A 16,798-nucleotide genomic window follows, 5' to 3' on the forward strand; every position below is an offset into this window, starting at 1 on the left:
AGTCCTTAGTCCTTACTATTCAGTAGCAATTAATCAATAACTGGGTTCCTACCCAATTATTAATTATTCTGCTAGCAACCAACTGATAACTAATGACCAACAACTGATGACTAATAAATTAAGCTTGCCGCGAGTAGTATTCCACCACTAGCAGTTCGTTAATCTGAAGAGCAATCCATTCGCGTTCGACAATGCCGTTAACTTTGCCAACCAGTTTTTGCTTATCAAATTCCAAGTGACTGGGCAAGTGAGCCAAGCCCGGGTCTTTGAGATTAGCTTCAACCATTGTGCGCGATCGCTCTCTATTTTTCACTGCAATCACTTCACCAGGCTTGCACTGATAGCTGGCGATATTGACTTCACGGTCGTTGACAGTTATGTGACCGTGATTTACCAATTGTCTAGCGGACGGAATGGTTGGAGCCATTCCCATCCGAAACACAGTATTGTCCAAGCGCATTTCCAAGAATTGCAGTAACACTTGACCTGTGGAGCCGGTGACACGGCGGGCTTTGCGGACGTAACGGAGCAGTTGGCGTTCCGTCACACCGTAATTGAAACGGAGTTTTTGCTTTTCTTGCAAGCGAACCGCATACTCAGAGAGCTTTTTACGGTTTTGACCATGCTGCCCAGGCGGATAATCGCGTCTGGGAGTTTTGCGGGTGAGACCCGGCAACTCTTTCAGGCGACGGACGATTCTTAATCGGGGGCCTCGATATCGAGACATTTATTTTCCTCTCTAATCTCTGTATGCAATTTTATGCAGACTCTATATTATATGTTTGTAACGGTCAAAATTCTCACAAATATCAATAAAAAAATCGATCGACCGCAGGGCGATCCATAATGTGCGGTAAATTCTGAAGGAAAAGCCGATCGCTCGATCGCCCCAATCAGCCAAAAAAACTCACTACTCGATCTGCCATGCACAACCGCAATTTTTCCCACACTTCTTCCCCAAAGCCAGCACCGACAGGCTCAAACCCTACCGCGCGCTGGATATTGGCTTTCGGCACGCAGCTAGCAGCACTTGGTTTGTTGGCCACAGCACTGCCAATCTCACCAGCATCAGCCATCACTATTAGATTCCCTCGCTCTAGGAATCCCTATCGCGTCTGCGCCCTGGAACTAATCGAAGCCGGAGTGGGAGCAGAGGCCGCCGCCGCCGCTTGTGCTGACGCCCTCCGCCCCCGCGACATATCTAAATGCGCCCTCCAAATCAACCGCAAAACCAATATTTCGGGTGTGGAAGCGCTCTCTAGCTGTCGGCGGGTGAGGCGTCCCAAGGAATTGGCTAGTTGCGTAGTGAATATTAACGGCAAAAGTCGAACTCAACCTGCGGCTCCCCTGGTAGTGCTCGATGGATGCCGCCGCAGTTTATTGCCACAACAGTTTGCTGAATGCGTAGTCGGTTTGAGCGGCAGGATCGACTTTCCCACTGACCGGTTAATCGCCACTTGTCTTGACCCCAGGGACAGTGTGAGCCAGTTGGACGGGCGCCCTGCACCTACCCCTCCTGTGGAGCTAATTCCACCGCCTTCGCCCCTCAATTAATAACGGTTGACTGTTAAGGGTTGACTGTTAACGGTTGACTGTTAACGGTTGACTGTTAACGGTTGACTACTTTTTCCTAATCAAATGTCAGAAATTTTTGCTCAAATTACAGTCGAAGAATTAGGTCGCCAATTAGCCACAACCAATGCTGAGAAATTGCAGCTTGTAGACGTGCGGGAACCTTACGAAATTGAGCTGGCTGCGCTGCCGGGATTTGTAGCTTTTCCGCTGAGCGAGTTTGCCGAATGGTCTGGTGAAATTGATGCTCGACTCGATCGCGACACAGAAACGCTAGTTCTGTGCCATCACGGAGTGCGATCGGCTCAAATGTGCCACTGGTTAGCCGATCGAGGATTTACCAACGTTAAAAATATTGTTGGCGGCATAGATGCTTACTCAATGGTGGTCGATCGAACCGTCCCCCGCTATTAATTTGATGTCCGCTTCAACTACCACAAAATTGGTTCGGGCGGACATGATATAGCCTTTCTCAAAAAGGTGAGGTACAGGTTGAGATTTTAGATTGGGGGATTGGGGAATTGGGGGATTGAGGGATTGAGGGATTGATTGGTCAATACCTCATCTTTCTGAGAACTGCTATATATGAATCCTAATTAACAGCAGCAAATCGAAAATTCAAAAGCGTGCTCATAGTCAGCCGATCGCGCCCCTGCCTTTTCGAGTCATAAAGAGCCTCATCAGCCGCCAGTAGCAGCGTTGTCGCATCATTTTCCTCGCTCGGAACAACGCTGGCAATTCCCAAACTAATCGTTAATACAGAATTAGGTAGACCGTCAACACTGTCCGGGTTGAAAACAATATTCAAAGCTTTCACTTTCGCTCTAATTTGTTCGGCAACAACCAGAGCCGCCGACGCATCAGTTTCAGGTAAAATCACAGCAAATTCCTCGCCCCCGTAGCGAGCAGCTACATCAGCAGGACGCTGGAGCGATCGGCGAATTGTCTGAGCTACCAATCGCAAACACTCATCTCCTGCTTGATGTCCGTAGGTATCATTATATATTTTGAAATAATCGAGGTCGCACAAAATTAAAGATATCGGATACCCCTCGCGATCCATGTGTTTCCATTCCGTTCGCAAGCAACTATCAAAATATCGTCTGTTACCAATTTGAGTAAGTTCGTCCACATTCACCAAAGCTTGCAGCCTTTGATTTTCTTGTTGCAACTCCTCAAAACGAACCACCGACAACTTGTCCTCGCACAAATTTTGCCCTTGAAAATACAGGCGATATAATTCGCAAGACAAACTACAGTTATTTCCCTCTAATTTGACAAGTCCCATGCTCTCTAACTGATAAGCCATCAAAGGTTCGAGATGAATGCTATTTTTAGCATCGACAACTTGTTGGAATGCAGAGGCGAGTTCGGGCTGCTGTTGAATGGCGATCGACTGATTTTGCAAGTAGTCGCTATAAATCCCGCTGTGAGTATGAGCTGCTGTTAACAATTCTGCCAACTCGGCTAGCCCGAGTTCCTGCCCTGGTTCATCCCGATCGACTGAGAGGCGATTTTGTTGCAAAATTGCCAGGTGATACAGCGCTAAATGCACTAAATAAGGATGCCCGCCTACCATGTTCATTAATTGCTCGATCGGATCGATCTCGCTCCAGTTCAGTCCGTGTCTGCACGCCAAATCTTGAACTTTTTCAGCAGTAAATTCTGAGAGTTTAATCGGCATTCCTACATTAAATGGAGATTGATTAAGCCTCAAAGCAATATAAATTTCTGTCGAATGAATAACAACGGTGCGGAGTTTTTGCCAAGTTTTGCTAGCGCGAGCTTGTTCATACCAAAAACGGATCACCGACAGAAAATCTTGAGCAATGTTTGTGCGTTCAAATACTCGATTTATTTCGTTTATAACCAAGACAATGGGACTGTCAATTTGTGCGAGCAAATAGTTTTCAAAGTAAATAGTGCAGCTTACCTTGCTGCCCATATCTTCATCCCAGAATTCATCAATATTTGGTTCGAGTTTGAGTTGCCGAGCGACATTGACACAAAGCCAGCGCAAAAATTTATCTAAACTAGCAAAAACCGCTGCGTCGGCTTGCTGAAAGTCTACAGTTACTGTGTGGTATCCATGATCGACTGCCGCGTGAATTATCCGCAGCATCAGCGAACTTTTGCCCATTTTTTTGGGAGCTTTAATGCGAACAAGGCCTCCGGGTTTGCTAATTTCTGCACAGGCCAGGGCTTCGGCCCCTGAGCGATCAATATAAAATCGAGAGTCAAGCGGTATGGGGCCGCCGGGAAATTCTAAGTCGGCAACTGTTTGGATCAAGTTTGGTGATTTTTGGAGTCCTGCCATAGTCCTTGCACAAGGCGATACCCTGACTGTATCTTACCTTTGTCAGGTTAGGGGGTAGACGAGCGGTGTCCAAGATCGATCGACAATCCTACAAAATCTAAGTTTTTAGGGACTTCCCGGAACTGACTTTGCTATAGTAGTGTCACTTTACCCAATCTCAAACCCTGCTTCAACACGGCTCTACAGACCGACAAAAATTCGACGGTAGCCCAGACGCGCTCATTCTTGGCCTTTACCTGAAAAATAACTCGTTGGTCGTCGATGTCGCGCAGGAAGAGTCCCCATCTAAGGAGAAATAATCATTGTCACGTCGCTACCTGTTTACCTCTGAATCGGTCACTGAAGGCCATCCCGATAAAATCTGCGATCAAATTTCAGATACGATTTTAGATGCCTTACTGACTGAAGACCCCAAAAGCCGCGTCGCAGCGGAAGTTGTCGTCAACACCGGCTTAATGCTGCTGACGGGCGAAATTACCACTAAAGCTCAGGTAAATTACATAGAATTAGCCCGGAAAAAAATAGCCGATATTGGCTACATCCACGCTGACAACGGCTTTTCCGCCAATAGTTGCTCAGTGTTGGTAGCTCTTGATTCTCAGTCTCCCGATATTGCTCAAGGGGTCAACACGGCTCACGAAAGCCGGGAACAATCGAGTGAAGAGGAATTGGACGCCATTGGCGCTGGCGACCAAGGCTTGATGTTTGGCTTTGCTTGCAACGAAACGCCGGAATTGATGCCTCTGCCGATTAGTTTAGCGCACCGGATTTGCCGTCAACTGGCAGCAGTCCGCAAAACCGGTCAGTTATCTTACCTGCGTCCCGACGGCAAAAGCCAAGTTACGGTGATTTACGAGGACGGCAAACCTGTTGGCATAGATACGATTTTAATTTCTACCCAGCATACCGAAACGATCGGCGATATCACAGAAACGCTCGCAGTTCAAGCCAAGATTAAAGAAGACCTTTGGGCTGCAGTTGTCCAACCCGTGTTTGCCGATATTAGCGTGAAGCCGGATGCAGAAACTCGCTTCCTTGTCAACCCCACCGGCAAATTTGTGGTCGGCGGGCCTCAAGGAGATTCGGGTTTGACGGGTCGCAAAATTATTGTGGATACCTACGGCGGATATTCCCGCCACGGCGGCGGCGCTTTTTCTGGGAAAGACCCCACCAAGGTAGACCGCAGCGCGGCTTATGCTTGTCGCTATGTTGCTAAAAATATCGTGGCTGCTGGTTTGGCCGAAAAGTGTGAAGTGCAGTTGAGTTATGCGATCGGCGTTGCGCGGCCTGTTAGCATGATGATCGAAACTTTTGGCACTGGTAAAGTTGATGACGATCGCCTTTTAGAAGTTGTGAAGCAGCATTTTGAACTTCGTCCTGCGGGCATCATTCAAGCATTTAACTTGCAGAATTTGCCTGCTGAAAGAGGCGGCCGTTTCTATCAAGATGTGGCGGCTTACGGTCACTTCGGACGCACTGATTTAGAGTTGCCTTGGGAGGAAACTGATAAGGCGGAACTTTTGAAAGAAGCTTTGAGCCAGAAGTTGTCTGGAGTAGCTGGATAGTACAATTTATGGGTGCGCGCAGCGCACCTTATCCATAAATAATATCGGGTGCTACCAATGAATATAGGGTGCGTACTCCGCACCTTATCCATAAATAATATAGGCGGTTCTTCGGCGAATCTTATCCATAAATAATACCGGGTGCTACCAATCAATAACCTAGCGGGCGCAGTGCCCACCTTCAAAGAAAAAAACATAAATAAATGCGATTTTTCAGACCTTTTCAATCAGCAATTCGCAGTTTTGTCTCTTCCCTCCAACAGCGGTTGGGGACTACTGGAGTTTCTGCACCAAATCCCGCAGCCCTGCCAAGTTCGTTGGCGACTAACAATCCCGGTGGAATTCGCGGCGTTTGGATAACCACCACTGACTCCAAAGTTCTCACATCAAAAGAGCGAATTGCTGAGGGAATGAACTTTCTCGCCGATACGGGATTTAATACCGTTTTTCCTATAATTTGGAGCCAGGGTTATACGGCTTATCCTTCTAAAATTATGCGAGAAAAATTTGGGGTGGAAATTGACTCGCGCTATCAAGGTCGCGACCCCTTAGCAGAAATATGTGTTGAGGCCAAGAGAGCGGGTTTAAAAGTTATTCCTTGTTTTGAATACGGATTTGTGAGTTCTTACAATCGCAAGGGCGGTCATTTGCTGGCGAAAAAACCTGAGTGGACCGCCCGTGAAGCCAGCGGCAATTTACTTAAGAAAAATAACTTTGACTGGATGAATTCTCTTGACCCAGAAGTGCAAGACTTTGTGCTGGGGTTGATGCTGGAAGTGGCTAAGAATTATCCGGTAAACGGGGTTCAAGGAGACGATCGCATTGCGTTTCCGGTAGAAGGCGGTTACGACGAAAAAACGGTTAAACGCTATCGAGAAGAATGCGGTAAAGCAGCGCCGTCGGATTGTAAAGAACAACATTGGTTACAGTGGCGTGCTAATATTATTACTGAGTTTGTAGCTCGTTTACACCGAGAAGTGAAAGCTATTAATCCTGATTTGTTGCTATCGATGTCGCCGAGTCCTTATGACTGGGGACTGGTGGAATATTTGCAAGATTCTAAAGCTTGGGTTGACAAAAACTTGGTGGATCTGCTTCACCCGCAGTTTTATCGTCGCGATTTTAATGCTTACAAACAATTGGTCGATAAAATGATGTCGGGACAGCTTAGCGGGCAGCAAGTAAAGTGCGTGTCGCCCGGTATTTTGTTGACGAATCGAGGTAGCAAATATAGCATAACTCCCGAGCTGTTGTTGCAAGTAATTGCTTACAACCGCTCTCAGGGCATTCAAGGAGAAGTGATGTTTTTTTACGAAGGTTTGCGAGATAACGATAACGCTTTGGCTAAGGTTTTGAAAAAAGGGCCCTATGCTCGTTGAGAGATTGTCCCGCAATCAAGCTGTTTCCGGTTGGCTGCGGTCAACCCCGCCGATCGCTATTTCAAAGCAAGTTGGTATAAAATAAGACGTTGCACCATTCTCAATAAGCTGGGATTAACAGGCAAGATGCCTGTTCCACAAAGGGTGAATTTTCTTGTGGAACAGGCATCTTGCCTGTTGCTGACAATGGTGCAAGATGTGAGTATAAAACGATATAGCAGAGTTAGGCTATCTCAAAACCCAGCAATGCCAAGCAGCAAGCGCTACTAATTGTCAAGGTGATCGCCAAACAAACCCGATAATTAATAATTGGGGAGTTGCAAAAATAGGGGAATGAGACATATTTTAGAAGTGGTGCAAGCTTTTTTTGATTAGAAGTAGCGTTTTGTAGACGCCATATTTTTTAAAGACAGCTTAAAAGAGCAATCTCAACCGCTCGCCAAAATATTAGGATAAATCAGTGACCTCAGCAGCAAGCCTCATCCAACAGCTACCCGAGCTCAGCGATGCTCAATTCCATCAAAAATATTTGAAACAAAAACAAGGGATGCACACCTTGGCGACTATATTGCCGCAAGTAGAACAGCAAAGTCTGGCTTTGCGGGCAGTAAAATTAGCTCTAAAAGTAAATTTAAAACTCGGCTCGAAGCTAGCAGGAACGGTAAAGCCAGAATTTCAAATAGCCACCATAAAATTAATCGAAAAAATCCCCACTTCGCCGCTGCTCAAAATTCAACTGCTGGCCCTAACAAGTTCCGATCGGGCAATTCCGATGCTGGTGGCGGCATTGAACCACAAAGAAAGTGCAGTGCGCCTTCATGGGATTCGAGCGATCGGGAAAATCGGCTCCGAAGCGGCAGTAATTGAATTAGCCCGATCGCTCGAATCCAAAGATTCCAAAATGCAAGCTTGGGCCGCTTGGGCTTTAGGAGAAATTGACTCGAAACCAGCCGCCGTAGCACTGCTCAAAGCCATCAAACACCCAGACTCCGGGGTGCGCGCCTGGGCTGTTTGGGCCTTGGGCAAAATTAACCAGAAAACAGCCGTCCCCGCGCTGCTGAAAGCCCTCAAACACCAAGACTCCGAGGTTCGCTGGCGGGCGGCGGTCAACTGCGGGAAAATCGGCGTCTCTGAGGTAGTTCCCGGGCTGCTGAATGCCCTCAGAGACGAAAATCACATCGTCCGCGCTAGGGCGGCGGCCGCTTTGGGGAAAATCGGCGATTGTGAGGCAGTACCCGGCTTAGTAGAATTGCTTCACGACGATCCCGACTCCTATGCAGTTTCTTTGAGGGCCGCCGAGGCCTTGGGACAAATCGGCACGGAAACGGCTGTGGCGGGTCTGGTGCAAGCCCTCAACCATGACGACTCAGACGTGCGCGGCAGTGCAGTTTCTGCCTTGGGGGAAATCAGCAGTGAGGTGGCTATGGTGGCGGTAATCGGCTCGCTCTCGGATCGAGACATTTTCGTGCGCGGCCGGGCGGCGGTTGCCCTTGGGAACATCAATACAGAGGGAGATGCGAAATTGCAAAAAATGGTGGTCGCGGGACTGGCGATCGCAATTGGCGACAGCGAATCTTATGTACGGTGGAGAGTTGCTGCTGCTTTGGGGGAAATTGGGACAGAGGAAGCTGTGGCAGGTTTGGTGCGGTTGCTGGGGGACGAAAATTCTGGAGTGCGCCAAAAGGCTGTTAAATCCCTCGGTCAAATTGGCTCAACGGCTGCTATTGTTGCTCTGGAAACAGCTTTAAATCGCGAATTTGCTGACGTTCGGGCGCTGGCTGTCCAATATTTGGCGGATGTCAGCACTGAGGCAGAAACAGTTGATTTTGTTCCCTCAGTCTCTGCAGATTTATCGGGTGAAAAACTGCCGAAAATTCTGATTGCTTCGCAAGCAGAAGCCAGCGAATACATTGTTGAGCGCGCTGCGGGGCGCGAGATTAAATACCTGATCTCGATCGGCAGTCCGGGCTTGCCCGATCCCAAAACTTTTCATCAAATCCAGAACCGAATGTGCCTGGAGTTTAACGACCTCGACACCCCCGTTGACGACCCCGATCAAATCTTGCCTACCTTTGAGGATGTACTTAAAATTATTGACTTTGCCCTCAAAATGTCGTCGCAGGGAGGCAGTTTGCTGATCTGCTGCCAAAGTGGGATCAGCCGTTCAACGGCCACAGCTTTGACTGTTTGTGCTGCGCTGTTGGGTCGTGGCAAAGAACGGGAAGCTTGGGCCGTTGTGCTTGCCGCCAGACCCCAAGCTAAGCCGAATCGCTGGATGGTACACTTGGCGGATGAAGCTTTGGGTAGAGACGGTAAGCTAGCACTGGCGATCGAATTGACTACCGCAACTCCAGAACTCGCAATCGCCAACAGTTGACTCGCAGCAACCGGGTTTCTTTTCGCAAGGGCTACAGTTATACTCAACTAACGACACTTCACCTCAGACTTGTCTTTGCGGGGCAACGATGCCAAAAGCCGATCGCCAGGGTGCAAAAGTTCGATCGGCTGCTGCATTTGTGACATTCTGTGCTAAGAAGTTGTCGGATGCTCAACAAAAACCGTCTAGCAATCGTCGCATTGCTGGCAGCAAAACTCCCAAGCTGAGGAATCGGGTGCATTGTCAACAGACAATATCAGCTTGGGGGAAGTCACAGGCAAAACCTATCAGACAGAATTTTCTGGCTGTAACATTCCACGCGGGGATAATTCACTGCGGGGATAAATTTTTATTTTTTTGCCTGCTGCAGACTTTTACGAGTCGAAAAAGTAATTTGGCAACAGTCATCAACCGAATTTAAGTTTCTACTCTGACTCGACAAGAGTTTCAGATGCTTTTTCGCAGATGTCTATGGTCAAATAGACAAGCTTTTCCATTGGGAGAACTTAAGAGCGTGGTAGATTTTAACAGCTTACAGCGGTTGCATATGTCAAAAATTAACTTGCTAAAAAAAACAGGGAACGAACCAAGTTTATCGGTTGCCGTTTGGGAATACCAAGGCGAGTTTAATCGAGAGTTAGAACCATTTAACCCGCAGAAAGAACCTGTGGCAACGCGAAAGGTAAACAAAAAAAATAGCAAGGTAGGTAAACTGATGCCGCTCTTTATTTCTGAACAAGTCGCTTCTCTAGAAACCGCACACAAGAAAATATCCAGCCAGGATTTTGTAGAAATACCATCCTTAAAAATCCGCAAAATGTTGCCATATAAAATTGGTGATTGGTCCATCCATAAAAAAATTGGTCGCGGGTATTTTCTGGCAATAGGAATCGGATTTTTGGGTTCTTTGAGCGGGCTGGTGATTGCCGATTACTACCAAGGACAAGGATTAAAACAATTCAATGACGCTCACATACAAGCGCAATTGCTCGGCAATTTTAAAGATGCAGCGCTGGCGGCACAATTGCAGGGAGCGCAGCTAGATTCTTTTGTAGATAATTCCGCCAAGCTGAAACTGCAAGAAGAGCAGTTTGTCAAGAGCATTTTTCAGGCAAAAGAGCTGCGGTTACGCATAGAAAAGTTTGCCGATAGCCAACCTGCTTGGCTGGCAGCAAAGCCGGAAGTTCTCAAAAGTTTACTACAAGATTGCACGGAAGATTTAGAATCCTATGCCGATGCTCTCAAGTCAACTTTGCAGCAAATCCAGCAATCGCAACTGTCACCTCGGGAGATAGAGTCTGCCAGAAAATTGTTGGCAACAGAAAGCGGAGAAGGTGTAAAACAGCTCAACAGCAGCCTTGAGAGATTGAGCCAAATCCTCGATATTGCCCAGCAGCAAGAGGGGCAAGGCGGTGAAGTGATGGAAGACGCTCAAGGAATGGAAAAAGCCATAATTATTATTAGTATGCTGCTGTCGGTCGTGGTAGCCGGAATGGTTGCTGACCGCACCAGTCGGGCGATCGCCAAACCTGTTATCAGCGTCACTCAGGTGGCCGAACAAGTAGCCGCTGAGTCTAATTTTGACTTGCGAGCACCCGTCACCGGACAAGGCGAAATCGGCTCTCTGGCTGCCTCTCTCAATCACCTAATCGAGCGGGTTTCGGGACATACAAAAGAATTAGAACAAGCTAAGGAAGTCGCCGTCGCTGCTAACACTGCTAAAAGCCAGTTTTTAGCAAATATGAGCCACGAATTGCGGACGCCTTTAAATGCGATTATCGGCTACAGTCAACTACTTTCAGAAGATGCCCAAGATGCGGGATGTGATGAGTTTGTACCCGACTTGCACAAGATTCAGAAGGCGGGCAGGCACCTTCTATCTTTGATTAACGATATCCTCGATTTGTCAAAAATTGAAGCTGGGGGGATGAAACTCGAAATCCAGGAGTTTGACATCCAATCCCTGGTTGACAATGTTGCGAGTGCCGCGAAACCGTTGGTAGAGAAAAATGGCAATGTTTTGGAGATTGAGTGCGATCGAACTGCGGGTATCATGCACGCAGATTTCAAAAAAGTGCGGCAGGTTTTGATGCACCTGCTGAGTAATGCTGCTAAGTTTACCAAAAACGGCAGGGTTAAACTGACTGTCAGGCGCATTGAAGGAAGTGGCAAATTGAATGCTGCAGGGCGATCGGCGATTGACAATTCAATGCCTGCCGATCAAACTCCTTCTGTGGCGATCGCTTGTCCCCTGCTGAATGTTGAAGAGTCGGATTGGATTTGTTTATCTGTTAAAGATACCGGAATTGGAATGTCGGAAGAACAACAGCACAAATTGTTTGAAGCTTTTGTGCAAGCTGACTGTTCATCAACGCGACAGTACGACGGCGCCGGATTGGGGCTGACACTTAGCCGCTACTACTGTCAGATGATGGGCGGGGAGATTTTGGTAGAAAGTGAGGAGGGGAAAGGGTCTATTTTCACTGTGCGGATACCGACGGGAAACGGGTGATGTGATGTTTGGGCGAGAGATTTAGGGGGTAGGCAGAGGGGCGAAAATTTATGTTTCAAACCTCTGGCTTTATGTCCAAATGCTTTAGTCTGGCTAGTGGGGGCGATCGCACTCTATTAATTCTAATTGGTTATTTTGCCAATTCAAACTGCACAAACTGCTTGCTCCTGATCTCCAACCTAAGTCTATGCCGATAAATTTCATTTAGTATTATTGAACCGCGAAGACGCGTTACGCGGAGCGGCGCCTTAGCGCTAGGACACGAAGGAAGAATCAGGAAGAAGAAGCAACAAGTAGATAATCTTCTACCGGGAAGGGAGTAAAAGAGCGATCGCATAAACTCCACTCAACTTTTATCTTGTTTCTCATCGGATGGTGGGGACTGTTTTTGCACTTGTTTTTGGCGTTCTCTCACCGCTTGTTCCAAAATGAATGCTGACAAGCCGCTGATTGAACGGCGTTCCTCATTGGCCCACTCTTGAAGTAGGTCATGGATTCCTTCTCCTATCGAGGTTGATATGCGTTTAGCCATTAGAGGTTAATTGTTTCTTATTTAAGCCGATCGCCGTTGTCGAGTATTTTAGACAATTTTGTCGAATATGCAGCATAATGCTGCTTTTGCACAGCACTATGCTGCTATTGCACGCCCCAACTGCACTCAACTCTTCTCCTGCTTGTCATCCGATGGCTGGGGCTGTTGTTTCATTTCCTTTTGACGTTCTCTGGCTGCTTGCTCCAAAATGAATGCTGACAAGCTGCTGACTGAACGGCGTTCTTGACTTGCCCACTCTTCAAGGATGTCATGGATTCCATCAGCCAAATAAGTGGTTAAGCGTTTGGTCATCAGAGGCTCAGTATTTTCTTGTCTAGGGCGATCGTCATTGTGCTGTATCTGGGCTGTTTTGTCGAGTTCACGTCATTATCGACACATATATGTAACGTTTAAGTGGTATAATCTTAGATAGTCAAAAGCCAGCGCTGAACTTTTGCAGGGCCCGCGCTGGCTGATGGTTCCCCAAATACAAAGAGACAATCCACATAAAAGGAGACTATTACTATGGTAAAGCCTGTGAGCGACGGCAGCGAATATAACCGCGGCTATCAACAAGCTTTGAATGATTTTGGCATCACGCAACTGCTGTCAGGTATCCGCAGCTACTCTGATGAGGATTTTGAGGCCGATCGCGCGCGCATGACTGGGCCAGAGATCGAAAGCTTTGCGGTGTTTCTGATTCTGCGCGTCGGGGCGAATCTCAAAGGAAGTACGATCGCCCGCTACCTCAACACTCTCAGAAAAGCAAATTCTCCGACGATCGCCGATCGCCCCGCGATCGAACTCCACTCAAATTCGCGAGGGAAAACACCTGAAAAGTTAAAGGGGGGCGATCGCACTTCTTGGGCGATCGTCCGCATTTTACCGAATGCTGAGCACTATACAATTGCGCGTTTTGTCAACCGCCAAGATGCGGACGATCGGCGGAGGGCTTTGTGTCGGTTTATTCCAGGGGGTGTGTTTGAAGTTGTGTGCGATCGGGCTTAATCAATAAACACAAATCCCGTAGGTTCACTAAATCCAGATCCCCCTAAATCCCCCTTAAGAAGGGGAGTAGGGGTTGACTTTGTATCTCTCACTTGTTGTTGAGTTTTGATCCCCCTAAATCCCCCTTAAGAAGGGGAGTAGGGGTTGACTTTGAATGCTCTTTTCCCCCCCTTCTTAAGGGGGGTTAGGGGGGATCTCGACTATTTTGGCATCCAATCAACCAGCCCCAAATTTATTTAGAAGGTTGAGAAGGTGCGGGACTTACAATTAACAATTGATCGCCGGATTGACTTTGTTGAATGGCAATCACTGGCGGGCGAGCTTTAGGGTTTGTTTGCTGTTCTTTTGTTAAAGCCGGAAACAGATAAATCCAGTTTCCTCTTTCCAAAAGCAACCGCCAAACTCTAGGTTCTTTGGGGTTAGAAGTATCCGTGTCTGCCTTGCCTAGCCAGTCGTCAAATAAACCTTTATCGCCAATGAATTTATACTTTTCTAGAGTAAGTTGGTCATCAAAGACATTATTGAGCTTTCTGCCTAAAGCAATATTATCTTCCTTGGCGACTAAAGTAACTACAGGTAAAGTCGAAGTTTCGCCCGCGTCGCGTCGGGCATCAGCAATACCTTGGTGGTAAGCTGACCAGAATAAAACTAGCAATACCCAACCGACAATAATAATTTCGTCAACGAGCGATCGCAATAATTTGATCGAGTTATATCTATTGACATTGAATTGTTGCCAAGAGTCCAGAATGCGGGTAATTCGCCATAATCTTCTTGTGATAGCATAGGAAACACACCTTGCAATTGTCGAATTAAGTGTAGCAGCAATTTTCTTACTTATACTATTAAGCAGCCACAAACTGTGATAAATTGCAATGGCTGCGAGCAGAAGGGCGATCGCACTTCTGAGTATTGTCCAGCCATCGCCTAAAAATACCTGAAGCGGTACTAGGAAAAACGATTCTACTGGTAAATCGAGGGTAATTACATTTAGCTGAAAGCAGTAAAAATAAGACCAGCGATAAATCCACCCCGTGAAAAACAAAGCGGCACCGAGTAAGCCAACAACACTGGCAAAGTTGCCTAAAATATTCGGTTCGGGAGTAGGTTGGGGAGTAGTGCTCACGGAATTACCTTCAAGGGATGTGTAGTACAATTTCAAGACATTAGGGGATTAACGCCTATCCTTGAAGGGGGTCTAGGGGACGATGAAACGCCAAACACTTTCATTTCTAGTTGTAGCACTTTTTACAGTTATAGCGGGTATGGCGGCACAAGTTAATGCTGCCAGTCAGGAAGTTCAGAAACAGAATTTGCGATCGGTACAAGCAGAGGCTAACGCTAGTGGGCCGATACCCGTAGCGTTGCCGACGGATGCAAAAATTTCTATGAAAAAGGGCACACCACAAAGCGGTAGAGTTGTAGAGATTGACGAGAAAACGCAAAAAATATCGATTCAGCGAGGACGGGACAAGGTATCAATCCCCTTGAGTCAAATTGATAAAATTGTGTTTTCCAAAACTGCGGTGGTTTATTACAGTAATGGGGGGCCAATTCTTCGGGGCGATGGCACTCCAGCGAAAGGCCGTCCAGAGACTTGGCGGGGTATTCCCATGAACGCTTTTCGTTTGCTAGATCCGAATCAAGGTCAAGCGGAGGTGAAGCTAGAGTCTGTTCTTTCTCTTGACAAGTTGGACAGTCTCAGGTCAGTTATGGTTGGAGATGGGAAAAATAAACGGCAATTTGTCGTGGATGAAATGCAATTTGATGTGCAGAAAAAGACGATGACAATTGCAGCGACTCCCTCTTGAGTCCGTCGGGAGGTCAGAAACCGGGTTTTTTTACGAAAATATTTCGTTGCAGTCCGCAGATTCGGTAAAAAACCCGGTTTCTTTAGTCGAAGTGCATAAGCCCTGTCTATTTCAATGAAGCTCCTAATGCTACAATAGGTAAAAGTTCGTTAAAAGGGACATATAACCATGCAAATCAAAGGGATAAAACGGGGTAATATTATCGAAATTTCAGAAAATCCGAACATTCCTGACGGTTCAGAAGTTCTGCTTGAAGTCGGGGAAGTTTCGCTAAACTCTGAGAAGAAGCTGGCAAAGATGAAAGAGTTTTTGGCAGGTTTGTCAGATGAAGACAGAGAGGAATGGCGAAAAATTGGAGAATTCCTAGAAAGTGAGCGTGCAATTAATAGACAATTATCAGTGCAATCTCATAAAACACAGGGCCGTTCCCCGCTGTTTGGGAGCGATCGAGGACTAATTACAACTTCTGATGACTTTGATGAACCGCTGGAGTTATTGCCATCACCGTTAGTCAATAGCTTGCTGGAAAAAGCTAAAGAATTGACTAAAGTATCTGCTGAGTTAACTGAAATTATTGCTAAAATTGAGAAACAACGCCAGATTGAGCAACCTCAAAATTTTTGGGAAGCCATCCAAAAGTTTCGTCAAGAAAACAATCTAGAAGAAGCAGGAATTGAGGCAGAAGTTTTTGAGGGACTCAGAGATTCATCACCAGGGCGCGAGGTTATTTTGTGACTTTGCGATTTTTATTAGATACTAACGTACTTTCGGAACCAACTCGACCAATTCCGAATGCAAATGTGGTCAAAATGTTAGAGCGACATAAAGAAGAAGTTGCGACGGCAACAGTTGTATTTCACGAACTTTTATTTGGGTGTAAGCGACTTCCTGAATCAAGGAAACGTCGAATTCTAGAAAGTTATCTCTATGAGACAGTTCGAGTTCAAATTCCTCTGCTGCCTTATGATACTAATGCTGCCATCTGGCACGCGACAGAAAGAGCGCGTCTCTCCAGTATTGGAAAAACTCCATCATTTGCAGACGGTCAAATTGCGGCGATCGCTAAAGTAAACGATCTGATACTTGTGACGAACAATGTTTCAGACTTTGCAGATTTTCTAGGCTTAACAATAGAAAACTGGTATGTGTAAATATCGCCTTATCATTGCACAAGCAATGGTGTAAGGGATACCTATATTAAGTAAAGATTCTGCGTTTGATACCTATTCTATTAATCCAATTTGGTGAATTATAAAAATAATGAAACGATTTATTAGCAGTGTTTTGGTTTTGGGTGTGTGTCTGACTCCTCTGACTGTGCCGATGATGTTGCAACCGAGTTGGGCGCAAAGTCAAAATGCAGAGGCTGAAAAATTAGAGCAACTCATAGACAAAGCAATACAGCAACAACAGCAAGGAAAACCGCGACAAGCAATAGAAACATGGCAGCAGATTCTAGCCATTGCGCGACAATTTAAAGCGAGAAAAGGTGAAGCTATTGCGCTCAATTCTATTGGTGTTAACTACGACAGTATCTCCCAACCGCAATCAGCATTGAAATACTTTAACCAAGCTTTACCAATTTGGCGAGAAGTGGGCGATCGTTCTGGGGAAGCTGCTACTTTGAATAATATTGGTTTAGCCTACAACAGCATCTCCCAACCGCAAGAAGCATTGAAATACTATAACCAAGCTTTACCAATTAGGCGGTCAGTGGGCGATCGG

General features: G+C 46.6%; 17 protein-coding genes. 12 read left to right on the plus strand and 5 right to left on the minus strand.

Going from position 1 to position 16,798, the window contains the following annotated elements:
* Window positions 1-118 precede the first annotated feature (118 nt).
* Window positions 119-727, minus strand: a complete 609-nt coding sequence (gene rpsD, locus QUA58_RS25550; protein ID WP_293143096.1) for a 30S ribosomal protein S4 — start codon at window positions 725-727, stop codon at window positions 119-121.
* 197 nt (window positions 728-924) lie between these two features.
* Between rpsD and QUA58_RS25555 the strand changes: the two genes are divergently transcribed.
* Both QUA58_RS25555 and QUA58_RS25560 read left to right on the plus strand, forming a co-directional pair.
* Window positions 925-1,554, plus strand: a complete 630-nt coding sequence (locus QUA58_RS25555; RefSeq protein WP_333396713.1) for a hypothetical protein — start codon at window positions 925-927, stop codon at window positions 1,552-1,554.
* 84 nt (window positions 1,555-1,638) lie between these two features.
* Complete coding sequence (locus QUA58_RS25560) at window positions 1,639-1,986, plus strand: rhodanese-like domain-containing protein (RefSeq protein ID WP_333396716.1); 348 nt, start codon at window positions 1,639-1,641, stop codon at window positions 1,984-1,986.
* Window positions 1,987-2,164: 178 nt separating this feature from the next.
* Here QUA58_RS25560 and QUA58_RS25565 read toward each other — a convergent pair whose 3' ends face one another.
* Entirely contained in the window at window positions 2,165-3,889 is a 1,725-nt protein-coding gene (locus QUA58_RS25565; protein WP_333396719.1) for an AAA-like domain-containing protein, read from the minus strand.
* Window positions 3,890-4,191: 302 nt separating this feature from the next.
* On the opposite strand from QUA58_RS25565, the gene metK reads away from it, so the two are divergent.
* The 5 genes from metK to QUA58_RS25590 all read left to right on the plus strand — a co-directional run bounded on the left by metK (window position 4,192) and on the right by QUA58_RS25590 (window position 11,722).
* Window positions 4,192-5,454, plus strand: a complete 1,263-nt coding sequence (gene metK, locus QUA58_RS25570; protein ID WP_333256299.1) for a methionine adenosyltransferase — start codon at window positions 4,192-4,194, stop codon at window positions 5,452-5,454.
* A gap of 203 nt (window positions 5,455-5,657) precedes the next feature.
* Complete coding sequence (locus QUA58_RS25575) at window positions 5,658-6,833, plus strand: family 10 glycosylhydrolase (protein WP_333256302.1); 1,176 nt, start codon at window positions 5,658-5,660, stop codon at window positions 6,831-6,833.
* Window positions 6,834-7,293: 460 nt separating this feature from the next.
* Entirely contained in the window at window positions 7,294-9,210 is a 1,917-nt protein-coding gene (locus tag QUA58_RS25580; RefSeq protein ID WP_333256305.1) for a HEAT repeat domain-containing protein, read from the plus strand.
* Window positions 9,211-9,298: 88 nt separating this feature from the next.
* Window positions 9,299-9,631, plus strand: coding sequence for a hypothetical protein (locus QUA58_RS25585; protein ID WP_333256308.1), 333 nt, complete (start codon window positions 9,299-9,301; stop codon window positions 9,629-9,631).
* A 126-nt stretch (window positions 9,632-9,757) separates the two neighbouring features.
* Window positions 9,758-11,722 (plus strand): HAMP domain-containing sensor histidine kinase, encoded by a 1,965-nt coding sequence (locus tag QUA58_RS25590; protein ID WP_333256310.1) that lies wholly within the window; start codon window positions 9,758-9,760, stop codon window positions 11,720-11,722.
* Window positions 11,723-12,068: 346 nt separating this feature from the next.
* Here the strand turns inward: QUA58_RS25590 and QUA58_RS25595 are convergent, their stop codons facing one another.
* Both QUA58_RS25595 and QUA58_RS25600 read right to left on the minus strand, forming a co-directional pair.
* Window positions 12,069-12,254, minus strand: coding sequence for a ribbon-helix-helix domain-containing protein (locus QUA58_RS25595; protein ID WP_333396722.1), 186 nt, complete (start codon window positions 12,252-12,254; stop codon window positions 12,069-12,071).
* 126 nt (window positions 12,255-12,380) lie between these two features.
* Entirely contained in the window at window positions 12,381-12,566 is a 186-nt protein-coding gene (locus QUA58_RS25600) for a ribbon-helix-helix domain-containing protein (RefSeq protein WP_333128561.1), read from the minus strand.
* A 213-nt stretch (window positions 12,567-12,779) separates the two neighbouring features.
* Here QUA58_RS25600 and QUA58_RS25605 point away from each other — a divergent pair, with 213 nt between their 5' ends.
* Complete coding sequence (locus QUA58_RS25605; protein WP_333396723.1) at window positions 12,780-13,262, plus strand: hypothetical protein; 483 nt, start codon at window positions 12,780-12,782, stop codon at window positions 13,260-13,262.
* A gap of 232 nt (window positions 13,263-13,494) precedes the next feature.
* Here QUA58_RS25605 and QUA58_RS25610 read toward each other — a convergent pair whose 3' ends face one another.
* Complete coding sequence (locus QUA58_RS25610) at window positions 13,495-14,388, minus strand: hypothetical protein (protein ID WP_333396726.1); 894 nt, start codon at window positions 14,386-14,388, stop codon at window positions 13,495-13,497.
* An 82-nt stretch (window positions 14,389-14,470) separates the two neighbouring features.
* Here QUA58_RS25610 and QUA58_RS25615 point away from each other — a divergent pair, with 82 nt between their 5' ends.
* From QUA58_RS25615 to QUA58_RS25630, 4 genes are all read left to right on the plus strand, one after another.
* On the plus strand, window positions 14,471-15,073 hold the full coding sequence (locus QUA58_RS25615; RefSeq protein WP_333396729.1) for a hypothetical protein: 603 nt from the start codon (window positions 14,471-14,473) through the stop codon (window positions 15,071-15,073).
* 168 nt (window positions 15,074-15,241) lie between these two features.
* Entirely contained in the window at window positions 15,242-15,808 is a 567-nt protein-coding gene (locus QUA58_RS25620; protein ID WP_333396731.1) for a hypothetical protein, read from the plus strand.
* Window positions 15,805-16,224, plus strand: coding sequence for a type II toxin-antitoxin system VapC family toxin (locus QUA58_RS25625; RefSeq protein WP_333396733.1), 420 nt, complete (start codon window positions 15,805-15,807; stop codon window positions 16,222-16,224). Before QUA58_RS25620 ends, QUA58_RS25625 begins: the two co-directional genes overlap by 4 nt.
* 109 nt (window positions 16,225-16,333) lie before the next feature.
* The coding region (locus QUA58_RS25630) for a tetratricopeptide repeat protein (RefSeq protein WP_333396736.1) at window positions 16,334-16,798 on the plus strand (465 nt) is incomplete at its 3' end.

Origin of the sequence: Microcoleus sp. N9_A1, from assembly GCF_036701795.1 — a bacterium.
GTDB lineage: Bacteria > Cyanobacteriota > Cyanobacteriia > Cyanobacteriales > Microcoleaceae > Microcoleus.